We start from the raw sequence: 14,135 nt of genomic DNA on the forward strand, positions 1-14,135 counted from the left end.
ATTTATTAGGAATGGGTATTTTCATCATCGGTTTTGGTGCTATCAGATTCTTGATCTACCGAAGAAGTCTTTTCATCTATTTCTGGTTTCGAATCTGTTTTTGGAGCAGGTGAACTTTCCGATTCTTTCTTGTCATATAATTTAGCTTTAATTTGATTGACTTCATTTTCATGTTTTTCAATCAATTTTGACTTTGCTTTTTCTTCCTGCTTAAAAAGTAAAATTACTACTAGAAATAACACTAGCCCAGCTATAGCACTATACTGAACCAAATCCATCTGCTTAAACAAATCAAATAAGAAATTAAGGTCATTTTTCCCTATAGAAATAATCACTACTGTGGCAATATGAAAGATGAGCAAAGCCACAAAGAGAATAGTTTTAAAAGTCTTCATAAAAATGATGTTGTGATGGTTTTGATTATGAATATAAACAAATATAGAAATTATTTAACAACTACTGTCATGCTTTGAATGAATCAACACCTAAAAAAATTATGATACTGACTGAATTTCAATCAATTTTTTATACACTCCACCAGTTTCCATTAATCGCTCGTGCTTGCCTTCCTCTATGATTTCACCATCTTGCATCACATAAATTTTATCGGCTTCTTGGATAGTACTGAGCCTATGAGCTATAACTATTGAAGTTCTATTTTTCATCAAATTAGCTAGTGCATCCTGCACCAATTTTTCAGATTCAGAATCCAAAGCTGAGGTCGCTTCATCTAATATGAGAATATCTGGATTCTTCAAAATGGCTCTTGCAATGCTGATTCTTTGTCTTTGACCACCCGATAATTTTGTTCCTCTTTCGCCTAGATTGGCATGATATCCACCATCCATTTGAGAGATAAATTCATGGGCATTGGCAATTTTTGCAGCTTGGATCACTTCATCTAAGGTGCATTCTGGTTTTCCAAAAGCAATATTATTAAATATAGAGTCATTAAAAAGAATGGATTCCTGACTCACAATGCCCATCCTGGCTCTTACAGAATCAACCGTTAAATCCTTCAAGGAAATACCATCAATCTGTACATCCCCAGAAATTGGATCATAAAAGCGTGGAATCAAATCCGCCAGGGTTGACTTCCCTCCTCCAGAAGGCCCTACCAAAGCTATTGTATCCCCTTTTGGTATATTGATATCGATATTTTTCAATACCTTATCCTTACCATAAGCAAAAGTAACGTTCTTAAAGCTTATTGCATTTTCAAATTTTTCCAATTTTTTGGCTGTGCTTTTATCTTTTATTGCTGGCTCTAAATCAATAATGCCAAAAATTCTTTCTGCAGAAGCTAATCCTCGTTGAACGTTGCTAAATGCTGTGGATAATTGCTTAGCTGGAACAATAAGTTGAGAATAAATAGCAATGAAAGTTATGAAACTACTCGCTTCAAGTTCTGAATTTCCTTCGAGGATCATCCCACCGCCAATTAGTAATACACCTACTACCACAAATACCCCTAAAAACTCCGAGGTAGGCCCTGCTAAGGCCTGTCTTTTTTGCATGCTAACATTAAACTCAGCATAGTTATTTACCTCTTTTTGAAATCTATTCTTAGAGAAGCTTATCGCGTTGAATGCTTTGATAATTCGCATCCCACTTAAGGTTTCGTCCAAAATATCAGAGATTCTACCTATGGTTTCTTGGCTTTTCGTGGCTTTTTTCTTCAGGGAAATAGCAATATAAGATATAATGAATCCAGATACCGGCAGAATTATTAACGTGATAAGGGTAAGCCTAGCGGAAATGAAAAATAAAGCAACAAAATATCCGATGAGCATTAAAGGTTCTTTAATTAATGCTTTTAAACTATTTACAACAGTGTTTTCGACTTCCTGCACATCTGCCATCACTTTTGACATGATATTACCTTTTCGCTCTTCCGTAAAAAACCCTATATGCATATTAACTAATCTATCATATATAGCATTCCTTAAATTAGAAATTACATTTGCTTTCACTATAGCAGAAATAACAGCTAATAAATATTTAAATATATTGGACAGAAATATACTTATAATCAAAATAACACAGACGAACTGAAGAGCTACAAATTGATCCTCCTGCATTAAGGACAAGAAATAATAATCAAATACTTCCTTAAAGTAGTTTATATTTAAGCTGAACTCTGGCAGGGCTTCCGGAATATTGCTTTGCTTTTCAACCTCAAACAGAACATTTAAAACAGGTGCAAGAACTCCCAATGTTAAAACACTGAAAACGGCCTGCAGTAGCGCATAAACTAAGTATTGGGGTGCTAACCAGCCTAATGGTCTTGCATATGAGAGTACCCTAAAATAAGTTTTCATTTAAAATATAGATTTGTATGCAATTTAAGAGATATAGTTCTTAATAAGAATTGAATATCCTTCCAAAACGAAAAAAGCCGATTAGCATTATAGCAAATCGGCTTTATTTTATTATTATTTAACTAAACTATTCCTCAATCACCTTTTCAGCTAGAACAGTAATATTATTATTTAAAACCTCAACTACACCACCGTCAACTACAATTGTTGTTTTGTTTTTACCATCGGAGAACTTTAAATCTCCTTTGTCCAATGAGCTGATAAGTGGGGCGTGATTATTCAAAACCTGAAAAGAACCATTGCTTCCCGGAAAAGTAGCAGAATCTACATTTCCTTTAAACACATTTTTTTCCGGTGTAATGATTTCTAAAAGCATGATTTTAAGTTTAAGCTTCTGCTAACATTTTCTCTCCTGCCTCAATGGCTTCTTCAATAGTACCTTTCAAGTTGAAAGCTGCTTCTGGAAGGTGGTCTAACTCACCATCCATGATCATATTGAAACCTTTGATAGTTTCTTTGATATCAACCAATACCCCTTTCAAGCCAGTAAATTGCTCTGCAACATGGAATGGCTGAGACAAGAATCTTTGTACTCTTCTTGCTCTATAAACTGTTTGTCTATCTTCTTCAGATAATTCGTCCATACCTAAGATGGCGATAATATCTTGAAGTTCTTTATAACGCTGTAAGATCTCTTTTACTCTTTGCGCACAATCATAGTGCTCATCACCAACGATACTTCTTTCCAAAATTCTAGACGTTGAATCCAATGGATCCACCGCTGGATAAATACCTAACTCAGCAATCTTACGAGACAATACTGTAGTTGCATCTAAGTGAGAGAAAGTAGTGGCTGGAGCAGGGTCAGTTAAATCATCCGCAGGAACATAAACCGCCTGCACGGAAGTAATTGAACCATTTTTAGTAGAAGTAATTCTTTCCTGCATAGCACCCATTTCAGTTGCCAATGTCGGCTGGTAACCCACAGCAGATGGCATCCTACCTAAAAGTGCAGAAACCTCAGAACCTGCTTGCGTAAAACGGAAAATATTATCAATAAAGAATAAGATATCTTTTCCGGTTTCATTACTGTCTTTATCTCCATCCCTGTAATACTCTGCTAAGGTCAAACCAGACAATGCAACTCTTGCACGAGCACCTGGAGGCTCATTCATTTGACCAAAGACGAAAGTAGCTTTAGATTCTTTCAAAGCTTCTTTATCTACTTTTGAAAGGTCCCACTTACCTTCTTCCATTGAGTGCATGAATTCATCACCGTATTTTACAATACCTGATTCCAACATCTCTCTAAGCAAGTCATTACCCTCACGGGTTCTTTCACCCACACCAGCAAAAACAGACAAACCACCGTGTCCTTTTGCAATATTATTAATCAACTCTTGAATCAATACAGTTTTACCAACACCGGCACCACCGAACAATCCAATTTTACCCCCTTTTGAATAAGGTTCAATTAAGTCGATAACTTTAATTCCTGTATACAATACTTCAGAAGAAGTAGATAAATCTTCAAATCTTGGTGCTTCTCTGTGGATCGGTAATTTTGTTTTACCTTCCGGCTGCTCAATACCATCGATGGCATCGCCAATTACGTTAAACAACCTTCCTTTAATATCCTCACCAGTTGGCATTGAGATAGGTTTTTCAGTATCTATAACTTCCATACCTCTAGTCAAACCTTCAGTACCATCCATTGCGATGGTTCTTACCCTGTCTTCACCTAAATGTTGCTGACATTCCAGAACGATTACAGAACCGTCAGATTTTTTTACTGTAAATGCATCAAAGATGTTAGGTAATTTTGCGCCTTCTGCTTCAAAGCTCACATCCACTACCGGGCCAATTACTTGGGTAATCCTACCAATATTTGCCATGATTTAATAATTATAATAAAATAAAATTGCTCTCTTCTTTCAGGGTGCAAAGCTAAGGTTTAATTCAATTATAACAAAGCATTTTTGTCTTTCGGTTTGGATTGAAGTCGATTTTTTTATTTCAATGCTTTGAGTATTAATCATATGGTGGAGAACTCCATTAACATTGACAATTTTTCCACTCATGGAAAAGAGAATAAAATTGTGAACAAAATGGGGGTATAATGTTAGATTAGCAGAAAATTAAATGTATATACAATGAAAAAAATAATATTAAGCATTGCCTTGTTGGCTTTCATTGGACTTTCAGTTCAAGAATCTAATGCCCAGCTGTTTGGCAAAAAGAAAAAGGAAGAAACTCCTAAAGAAAATGGAGAATCTAAATCAAAATACAAGAGCTATTCAAAAGTAATTACCTCAGAAGCAGAGTCGGACGAAGGACTGTTTACTTTTCACAAAGTAGATGATAAATACTACTTCGAAATCCCAGAGAACTTATTAGAAAAAGAGATCTTAATAGTTTCGAGAATTTCAGGGCATGTAAAAGGGCTGAATTTTGGTGGTGCTGGCATGAAATCACGTCCGCAGCAAGTGATCAGGTTCCAGAAGAAAAACAATCAATTATTACTAAGATCTGTATCATATAATTCTGTTGCCAATGAAGAGGACCCAATTTATGAATCAGTAAAAAACAATAATTTTGAGCCTATTATCCATAGTTTCAAAATTGAAGCTCTAGGCAAGGACTCTTCTTCTTATGTGATTGATATTGAGGATTTCTTTACATCTGATGTTCCAATGATTGGAGCTCTTTATGATTATCAAAGAAAAGCTTTTAAAATCTCTCGAGTTGATAAAAGTAGATCCATAATCGTTCACGGAAAAGCGTTTCCGGAAAATGTGGAAATCAGACATATCCTTACTTACAATGGAGGAGAACTTCCCGATAATCAATTAACAGATGCATTATCAATTGAAATGAATCAATCTATGATCTTGCTACCTGACAACCCAATCGTGCCAAGAAATTTTGATGAGAGAGTGGGTTACTTTTCAATTCGTCAATTAGATTATTCTAAAGATTCCCATAAAGCAGATGACAATAGATTCATCACGAGATGGAAATTAGAACCTTCTGATTGGGAAGCATATAATAAGGGGGAATTAGTAGAGCCTGTTAAGCCGATCGAATATTACATTGACCCTGCAACTCCATTAGAATGGAGAGAGTATATCAAAAAAGGTATTGAAGACTGGCAACCTGCTTTTGAAGCGGCTGGATTCAAAAACGCCATAGTAGCTAAAGATGCTCCAACAAAAGAAGAAGACCCAGACTGGAGTCCGGAAGATGTTAGATATTCTGTAATCCGTTATATCGCAACCGATATTCAAAATGCACAAGGCCCACATGTTCACGATCCTAGAACTGGTGAAATTCTTGAAAGTGACATATTATGGTACCATAATGTAATGAACCTTTTGAGAAACTGGTACTTCATCCAAACCGCTGCGGTTAATCCAGAAGCACAAAAAGTAAAATTTGAAGAAGACTTGATGGGAGAATTAATCAGATTTGTGGCGGCACATGAAGTGGGTCACACTTTAGGATTACCGCACAATATGGGTTCAAGTGTTGCATATCCAATAGATTCTTTAAGAAATGCGGAATTCATGAAAACTCATGGTGTTGCACCATCCATTATGGACTATGCCAGATTTAATTATGTAGCTCAGCCAGAGGACAACATGGAGAATTTCTTCCCGATGGTGGGTGAATATGATAAATGGGCAATCGAATATGGCTACAGAGCTATTCCTAATATCGATACCGCTGATGAAGAAGAAGCAATTCTAAACGGTTGGATTTTAGAGAAAGCTGGTGATCCAGTTTACCGATACGGTCGTCAACAAAGAGGCGTGGTAGATCATACAGCTCAGACAGAAGATATCGGAGATGACTCTATGATTGCTTCTGAATTAGGAATCAAAAACTTAAAAAGAATTGCAGAAAAACTTATTGAATGGAGTTCTGAAGAAGGCAAAAACTATGATGAGTTAACTGAGCTATACGGAAATGTATTAGGCCAGTATAATCGTTACATGGGACATGTAACTGGCAACGTTGGAGGAATTAGTGAATATTATAAAACTTCTGATCAGGACGGTGCCGTGTATACTCACGCCTCTTTAGATAAGCAGAAAAGAGCTGTTGCATTTTTGAATGAACAATTGTTCGAAACCCCAGATTGGTTGATCGATACGGAAATATTGAGTAGAATTCAATCTGATGGAATAATAGACAGAATCAAAGGTTTACAAGCTAGAACTTTAAATAACTTGTTTAGTGCTGATAGAGTTAAAAGAGTACTTGAGAATGAATCCTTAAATGGAAATGCTGCTTATAAAGCGACTCAGATGATGGGCGATTTGCGAAATGGTATCTTTTCTGAGTTAAGAACAGGCAGTAGCATCGATACCTACAGAAGAAACCTGCAAAAGGCATTTGTTGAAAAGTTAGGTGATTTAGTAAATATTGAAGATAACGATATTCGTACTACTGATATCCCATCTCTTTCAAGGGGTAACTTAGTAACTTTGAGAGCGGAAATCAATAGAGGTTTGGCGCGCCAGAGAGATGAAATGTCAAGATATCATTTACAAGATTTGGTTAGTAGAATTGACCAGATTTTGGATCCAAGAGGATAAGTTTTAATTTAGTTTATTATTTTTAAAGCCTTTCGGAAGCACTTTCGAAAGGCTTTTCTATTTTTATACCATTATAAAAGCAGTTTCTCTTGATAAATGAAAAAGCATTTTAAAATAGAAATAAACAAATATCCTTTTAAAGTACTGAATAATGCTCCAACCCACAAAACATCATGTCTTAATTTAAACCCAAGGTTTTGAAGCTTAATCACAATATAGAATGCCAAATTATATTATATAGTTTTTCACCTTCCTTTTTCCTTGATGAAAAAGAAAGAAAAAAATCAAGACAAAAATAAGCTTCCACCCACTTCCTCTTCTGGCTCGCATTCCTGCCTGCCAGCAGGCAGGTTTGTCCTTCCGCCCGCACTCAAAGATTAAAATTTTGTTTAGCTAGATGGCAATGTCGTATTTTTCACGAGGTCTATAAAAGCATACATCAAATCATAATTTATCTCTATACCAATTTTCAATTCGTAAATATGAAATTCGTAATTCTTAAGATATCCTACTCCAATTTACATTTTTCTTTTTCTGCTGCTCAACTTGAATCTTGATCAATCTGTTTTCCTCTAAGTTCAATTCAGGATCCTTCGAAATAATAAATTGCGCACTTTGCCTGGCAATTGAAAGTATAGGTTCATCTTCTCGTAAATCGCCTATCATTAAATCAAGTTGCCCACTTTGCTGCGTGCCCATCATGTCGCCTGGCCCTCTCAATTCCATATCAACTTGAGCAATTTCAAAGCCATCGGTGGTTCGTACCATCGTTTCTACGCGAGTTCTTGCTTCTTTGCTTAATTTATAGCTAGTTACCAGTACACAATAGGACTGTTCAGCTCCTCTCCCTACTCGGCCTCTTAGCTGATGCAATTGAGCCAAACCAAATCTCTCTGCATTTTCTATTACCATAACCGAGGCATTAGGAACATTTACCCCAACTTCTATTACTGTGGTGGCCACCATAATTTTGGTCTCCCCTCTCACAAATCGAGCCATTTCAAAATCTTTATCAGCTGGCTTCATTTTACCGTGGACTATACTAATCGGGTATTCGGGAAAAGCTCTTGCAATACTCTCATAGCCGTCCATTAAATCTTTCAAATCTAATTTCTCGGACTCCTCTATTAAAGGATAGACAACATAAACTTGTCTTCCTTTTTCTACCTCTTTTTTTATAAATCCATTTAATTTTAGTCGATTGGCATCGTATTGATGCAAGGTCTTAATTTCTTTTCTGCCTGCCGGTAGCTCATCAATTACAGAAATATCTAAATCACCGTAGACGGACATGGACAGCGTTCTTGGGATTGGCGTTGCGGTCATAATCAGCACATGAGGAACAAAATTTTCATTCTTTTTCCAAAGTCTAGCCCTTTGTGCCACGCCATATCGATGTTGTTCATCCACAATGGCCAAACCTAAGTTTTGAAATTGCACAACCTCCTCCAATAGGGCATGAGTTCCCACCAAAATCTTTAATTCCCCTGTTTTTAAATCTTCATGGATAATTTTTCTTGCCTTAGTTTTAGTTGAGCCCGTGAGCAAAGCAATCCTAACTCCTATTTTATCAGCAAACTCTTTTAAGCCTTCATAATGCTGATTAGCTAAAATTTGCGTAGGTGCCATTAAGGCCACTTGAGTTCCACTATCAATAGCAATAAGCGAAGCAATAAAGGCTACTATGGTTTTACCGCTCCCCACATCTCCTTGCAAAAGTCGGTTCATTTGCTTCCCGCTTTTGAAATCTGAAAATACCTCTTTGATTACTTTTTTCTGAGCACCGGTCAAGTCAAAAGGAAGGTGATTTTGGTAAAACTCTGTAAGGAGATCGGTTTTTTGAAGAAGTTGACCCTTAAACTTCTCGAGTCTAATCTTCTTCTGCATCAGCAAACGTAATTGCATAAAAAAGAACTCGTCAAACTTCATTCGAAAACGAGCTTTTTGAAGCACTTGCTGATTTTTCGGGACGTGAATTTGCGCCACCGCATCTTTTTTAGAAAGGAAGGCATACTGCTTAATAATATGCTCAGGAAGTGTTTCTGGTATCCTATTGTAAGCTTCTTTCAACAACAGTTTTTGGAGCTTGAAAATAGCTTTACTGTCCAGGAATTTTCTTCTTAATGTTTCAGTCGTGGAGTATACGGGCTGTAAAAATTGCTGCTGAGCCAAAGCAGGGGTCAAAACTTCTGTTTCCGGATGAGCAATACTGAATTTGCTGCCGAAACGGTTTGGTTGTCCAAAAACCACGTAATCAACTCCTGATTTTAATTTGGGACTAATCCAATTGATGCCACTGAACCAAGTGAGTTCCATAGTACCGCTATCATCTGCAAACTGCGCAACCAGCCGTTGCTTTCTGCCGGTCCCAGCGATCTGCTTAGAACGGATTTGCCCTTTTATTTGAACATTGGACATCTGCTGATGTAACTCACCAACTTTATAAAACTTAGTGCGATCTTCGTAGCGAAAAGGGTAATGCTGTAATAAATCAGCATAAGTGAATATCTGTAATTCCTTATTCAATAAGATGGCCTTTTGGGGCCAACTCCTTTCAAGAACTCTATAGGTGTTTTAAAGAATGAAGCCATCCTATTTCCACTCCAAAGTATTTAAACTGTGGATAATATCTTTTTTGACATATTCTATGACGGGCGCTAAAGAATCATTTTCGGTAGCAGTCCTAAAATAAAGCGCACCTCTCAAGAAATGAGTGCTTGAATCTGTGGTATAGAATTGAAATTGACTGGGGACATCTCCTTTTAATTCGGCCAGTGATACTTTTTTTCCATTTGGGGTGATCATTATCGTTTCTTGAATGGAACTAGCCTTAATTTGGTGCTTAGTAGTCAGTTTGTAAGCATCATCTATATTTGACCTAAGCGAATCACGATTATTATGCAATGGTTTATAGGTAATATGGATTTCAGCAATAAATTCAGGATAAAACAAAGCAAACCAATATCTCTCGCGTATATATGAAGAATCCGGTAAAATTTTAGCATGAGCTGAATGCTCAAAGCTAAATGGAAAAGAATCAGGTAATGCCTGATATTGATGCGCTGGCAAATCTATTCTATTAAATCCTTTTGGTTTCGGATAATAATCTGATTCGCACGACATAAAGAAAATCGAAACGATGATAAAAAAACCTGATATTTTCAAAATACTCATATCACAAAGTTAATGGCTTAAGTGAATCAAGCTTTCATAATCAAAAAAAAGTTTGAATGGCTCTATTACAAATCTATTTGAAGTTGCTGACTAGAACCCATGCGCTAGTTTGAGTTTAATAATTCGGATGATCAATGCTTTTGCTAAAAACTAAAGTTCATTATAGGACTTTATTGTATATTGGTTTTTAAAAAAAATCACGTACAAATCGCTATTTTATTCGTACAAAGGAATTAACGGCACTTTCATTATTTAAGATTTTAAATTGACATGATTAATACAATAGAAATAAAAAATACCCCTATCGATAAACAAAAGGCAGTATTTAATGCTCAGAAAGATTTTTTCAATAGACAAAAAACAAAAGATTATCAGTTTAGAAAAACGCAATTGCTCAAGCTAAAATCCTTAATAAAGGCAAATGAGCAAGCTATAATGGATGCATTGGCCAATGATTTCGGTAAGCCTCCATTTGAAAGTTATGTGACGGAAATCGGGTTTTTATATGATGAGATAAATTTCTCACTCAAAAACCTTAAAAAATGGATGAAGCCTAAAAAAGTGAGTACATCATTGGTTCATTTTCCTTCCAAAAGTAAAATTATTTATGAGCCTAAAGGCGTAACCTTAATTATAGGGCCGTGGAATTATCCATTTCAATTGCTTTTGGCTCCTGTAATTGCCTCCATTTCAGCGGGAAACACCTGTATGATAAAACCCCCAGAAGAAACTCCTCATATTTCCAATTTGGTGCATGATTTAATTAGCCAAAATTTTGATGAGCAGTTTTTAGCTGTAATCATGGGAGAAGGAAGAGTTGTAGTGCCTGAGTTAATGGAAAATAACCGCTTCGATCACGTTTTCTTTACTGGTAGTGTGCCTGTGGGGAAAATTATAGCCCAACTGGCCGCTCCACAATTAGTACCAGTAACACTTGAGTTAGGAGGGAAATCACCAGCAGTAATAGATGAGCATACAAATTTAACAGTCGCTGCAAGAAGGATTACTTTTGGAAAGCTGATTAATTCAGGACAGACATGCGTAGCACCCGATTACCTATTAGTTCATAAAAAAATAAAAGAAGATTTTTTAGATGAGCTTAGGGCTACTATTATGGAATTTTATGGAATCTCACCAACGGAAAGCAAAGATCTAACTCAAATCGTTAATCAAAAACGTTATGACACCCTAAAATCCTATTTGAAGGAAGGCAAAGTGATTTTTGGAGGTGCTTTTGATGATGAGAAAAGAAAAATTGAACCCACTTTAGTTGAAGGGATTACTGAAAATGATCGATTGTTTCAAGAAGAAATATTTGGGCCAATCTTGCCTATTTTCACTTACTCTAAAAATGAAGAAGCTGTAGAGATTATCCAAAAAAATCCTGACCCTTTAGCATTCTATCTTTTTACCTCTAATACTAAAACGGAAAAATTCTTCTTAGATAGAGTTCGATTTGGGGGCGGAGCAATTAATAACACGATCGTGCATTTGGCAAATCCAGAATTGCCCTTTGGAGGAGTAGGAAATAGTGGAAGTGGCAATTACCACGGAAAATCAGGATTTATGGCTTTTTCACACGAAAAATCAATACTAAAATCAGGAACTTGGTTCGATTTAAGGAAAAAGTATCCTCCTTTCGACCAAAATAGCATGAAAATGATCAAATTCTTGATGAAATGATTTTTTGAAGTATCTACAAATTTGACTTAAATCCAAATTTTACTGTAAATCTATTCCTCTTCTCTTATGAATTAAAAGGCATATCAATTAAATTGAATGTTAAACTCTTACACAATGGCAAAAACTATCATAGTATCGAATAGACTGCCCATCAGAATTGAGATGGAAGATGGGAAAAAAGTATATAAAACCAGTGAAGGAGGCTTGGCCACCGGCTTAGGTTCAATTTACAAAGAAGGCAATAATATTTGGATCGGTTGGCCGGGGATTTCTTTAACTCATGAAGAGGAAGAGGAGGTTGAAAAGGAACTTATTGATAGAAATATGCGCCCCGTCTTTCTTACTGACAATGACGTAGAAGAGTTTTATTTAGGCTTTAGCAACCAGACTTTATGGCCTGCATTCCACTACTTTATTCATCACATGCGTTTTAAGGATCAAGAATGGGAAGCCTATTATAATGCTAATAGAAAATTTGCCGATGCCATTTCAAAATGGCTGGAACCAGACGATATTATTTGGGTACACGATTACCAATTGATGTTAGTCCCCAATATGTTGAGAAAGCAATTTCCGAATGTCACTATTGGCTTTTTCCAACATATTCCCTTTCCTTCTTACGAGGTTTTCAGAATGATTCCCTGGAGGAAAAAACTATTAAATGGTGTGCTAGGTGCAGATTATATTGGTTTTCATACTTACGATGATATGCGCCATTTCCTGAGTAGTTGCCACAGATTGGCGGGTTATAGCTATGAAAGAAATCAGATATTGGTCAAAAACAGATTGGTTGAAGCAGATTCTCTTCCTATGGGAATCGATTATGACAAATATTTAGAATCCGCCACTAGCCAGCTGGCCAAAGCAAAGGAAATTTCATACCGGGATTCGCTTGGCAAGCAAGAGCTTATTTTGTCAATGGATAGATTGGACTATTCCAAAGGAATTCCTGGCAGACTGCAAGCTTTTGATAGGTTTTTGGAGCGATATCCAGAATATCAAGGTAGAGTATCATTATTCCTTATAGTTGTGCCCTCACGTGATCAGGTGGCTAGTTACAAAGCATTAAAGGAGAAGGTAGAATTTTTGGTTGGGCATGTCAATGGTAAATATGGGACTATTAATTATGTACCGGTTCACTTCTACTATAGAAGCTTTCCATTGGATGATTTATCAGCTTTTTACAGAATGTGTAAAATCGCTATGATTACGCCTAAGCGTGATGGAATGAATTTAGTCTGTAAGGAATTTATAGCCAGTCGCGAAAATGAGGATGGAGTCTTAATTCTCAGCGAAATGGCTGGCGCTTCCAAAGAGCTTTCTGATGCTATCTTGGTTAATCCAAATGATGAGAATGAGATGGTGGAAGCTATAAAAAGAGCCCTGGAAATGCCGTTGGCAGAACAAAAGCGCAGGATGAAAATCATGCAAAAGACAGTTAAGAAATATACTATCTTCCAATGGGTGGATCTGTTTATGAATAACCTAAAAGACCTAAAAGACCGACAGCAATCCATGGCAACGAAAAGACTAGATGAAGACCTTAAAAAATCCATCACCAAAGATTTCAAAAAGGCAAAGAACCCTGTTATTTTCCTAGACTATGACGGAACTTTAATGCCATTTAATGAAAACCCTGATGATTGTAATCCTGATCCAGAATTATCGCAAATACTACATCAGCTAGCAGTAAAAGCAAAATTAGTGGTTATAAGTGGAAGGAAAGCCGCTACATTGGAAGAATGGCTTGATGAATTCAATATAGATTTGATAGCAGAGCATGGTATTAAAACCAAAAGAGCTGGTGCCAAATGGGAAGTTAATGGCGATTTGCAAGATGATAAATGGAAAAATGAAGCTAGGGACATTTTAGAGTTCTATATCCAAAGAACCCCGGGCTCATTCTTAGAAGAAAAGGAACATACCTTGGTATGGCATTACAGAAAAGTGGAAAAAGGATTAGGAGATTTGAGGTCTAGCGAATTATCAAGTCATTTGAAGCATTTCATGACTAATAAGGGTTTAGATGTGATTGAAGGTGATCACGTAGTGGAAGTAAAACCTTCAGTAATCAACAAAGGAAAAGCAGCAATTGAAAGACTGAAAGGCGAGAAAACTGATTTTGTAATGGCTTTTGGAGATGACAGAACAGATGAAGATACTTTTGAGGCCTTGCCTGATAGCGCTCTTACCGTAAAAGTGGGCAGTGGTTTTTCCTATGCTAAATATGCAGTGGAGAATAATGAGGAAGTAAGGGCATTATTGCAGCAATTTGTAAATGAGTAAACAATAAGATCCATTAATATTCATGAGCCCTTAGAATTAAAAATTCAAGGGCTTTTTTTATGTTTAAAAA

General features: G+C 36.4%; 8 protein-coding genes and 1 pseudogene. 3 read left to right on the top strand and 6 right to left on the bottom strand.

Features of this window, described 5'->3' with window-relative positions; genetic code table 11:
- Positions 1–5: 5 nt before the first annotated feature.
- The 4 genes from Q3Y49_RS04520 to atpD form a co-directional block, all read right to left on the bottom strand.
- Positions 6–395 carry a hypothetical protein gene (locus tag Q3Y49_RS04520; protein WP_303271052.1) on the bottom strand — a complete coding sequence of 130 codons (390 nt, stop codon included), beginning with the start codon at positions 393–395 and terminating at the stop codon, positions 6–8.
- A 99-nt stretch (positions 396–494) separates the two neighbouring features.
- Entirely contained in the window at positions 495–2,321 is a 1,827-nt protein-coding gene (locus Q3Y49_RS04525) for an ABC transporter ATP-binding protein (RefSeq protein WP_303271053.1), read from the bottom strand.
- A 127-nt stretch (positions 2,322–2,448) separates the two neighbouring features.
- Entirely contained in the window at positions 2,449–2,697 is a 249-nt protein-coding gene (atpC, locus tag Q3Y49_RS04530) for an ATP synthase F1 subunit epsilon (protein WP_303271054.1), read from the bottom strand.
- Positions 2,698–2,707: 10 nt separating this feature from the next.
- Complete coding sequence (gene atpD / locus Q3Y49_RS04535; protein ID WP_303271055.1) at positions 2,708–4,216, bottom strand: F0F1 ATP synthase subunit beta; 1,509 nt, start codon at positions 4,214–4,216, stop codon at positions 2,708–2,710.
- A 258-nt stretch (positions 4,217–4,474) separates the two neighbouring features.
- Between atpD and Q3Y49_RS04540 the strand changes: the two genes are divergently transcribed.
- A complete protein-coding gene (locus Q3Y49_RS04540) occupies positions 4,475–6,922 on the top strand; it encodes a zinc-dependent metalloprotease (protein WP_303271056.1) in 2,448 nt (815 codons plus the stop codon).
- Positions 6,923–7,420: 498 nt separating this feature from the next.
- Here the strand turns inward: Q3Y49_RS04540 and recG are convergent.
- Both recG and gldD read right to left on the bottom strand, forming a co-directional pair.
- A pseudogene (gene recG / locus Q3Y49_RS04545) lies at positions 7,421–9,513 on the bottom strand (ATP-dependent DNA helicase RecG).
- A 1-nt stretch (position 9,514) separates the two neighbouring features.
- Complete coding sequence (gldD, locus tag Q3Y49_RS04550) at positions 9,515–10,096, bottom strand: gliding motility lipoprotein GldD (protein ID WP_303271057.1); 582 nt, start codon at positions 10,094–10,096, stop codon at positions 9,515–9,517.
- A gap of 270 nt (positions 10,097–10,366) precedes the next feature.
- Here gldD and Q3Y49_RS04555 point away from each other — a divergent pair, with 270 nt between their 5' ends.
- Together Q3Y49_RS04555 and Q3Y49_RS04560 are read left to right on the top strand one after the other, a co-directional pair.
- Positions 10,367–11,779, top strand: coding sequence for an aldehyde dehydrogenase family protein (locus tag Q3Y49_RS04555; RefSeq protein ID WP_303271058.1), 1,413 nt, complete (start codon positions 10,367–10,369; stop codon positions 11,777–11,779).
- Between the two features lie 114 nt (positions 11,780–11,893).
- Positions 11,894–14,065 carry a bifunctional alpha,alpha-trehalose-phosphate synthase (UDP-forming)/trehalose-phosphatase gene (locus Q3Y49_RS04560; protein ID WP_303271059.1) on the top strand — a complete coding sequence of 724 codons (2,172 nt, stop codon included), beginning with the start codon at positions 11,894–11,896 and terminating at the stop codon, positions 14,063–14,065.
- The last annotated feature ends 70 nt before the right edge of the window (positions 14,066–14,135 follow it).

It is taken from the genome of Marivirga harenae (assembly GCF_030534335.1).
GTDB lineage: Bacteria > Bacteroidota > Bacteroidia > Cytophagales > Cyclobacteriaceae > Marivirga > Marivirga harenae.

Coding starts and splice junctions, on each gene's coding strand:
- Q3Y49_RS04520 (WP_303271052.1), bottom strand. CDS start 395: ATGAAGACTTTTAAAACTATTCTCTTTGTGGCTTTGCTCATCTTTCAT.
- Q3Y49_RS04525 (WP_303271053.1), bottom strand. CDS start 2,321: ATGAAAACTTATTTTAGGGTACTCTCATATGCAAGACCATTAGGCTGG.
- atpC (WP_303271054.1), bottom strand. CDS start 2,697: ATGCTTTTAGAAATCATTACACCGGAAAAAAATGTGTTTAAAGGAAAT.
- atpD (WP_303271055.1), bottom strand. CDS start 4,216: ATGGCAAATATTGGTAGGATTACCCAAGTAATTGGCCCGGTAGTGGAT.
- Q3Y49_RS04540 (WP_303271056.1), top strand. CDS start 4,475: ATGAAAAAAATAATATTAAGCATTGCCTTGTTGGCTTTCATTGGACTT.
- gldD (WP_303271057.1), bottom strand. CDS start 10,096: ATGAGTATTTTGAAAATATCAGGTTTTTTTATCATCGTTTCGATTTTC.
- Q3Y49_RS04555 (WP_303271058.1), top strand. CDS start 10,367: ATGATTAATACAATAGAAATAAAAAATACCCCTATCGATAAACAAAAG.
- Q3Y49_RS04560 (WP_303271059.1), top strand. CDS start 11,894: ATGGCAAAAACTATCATAGTATCGAATAGACTGCCCATCAGAATTGAG.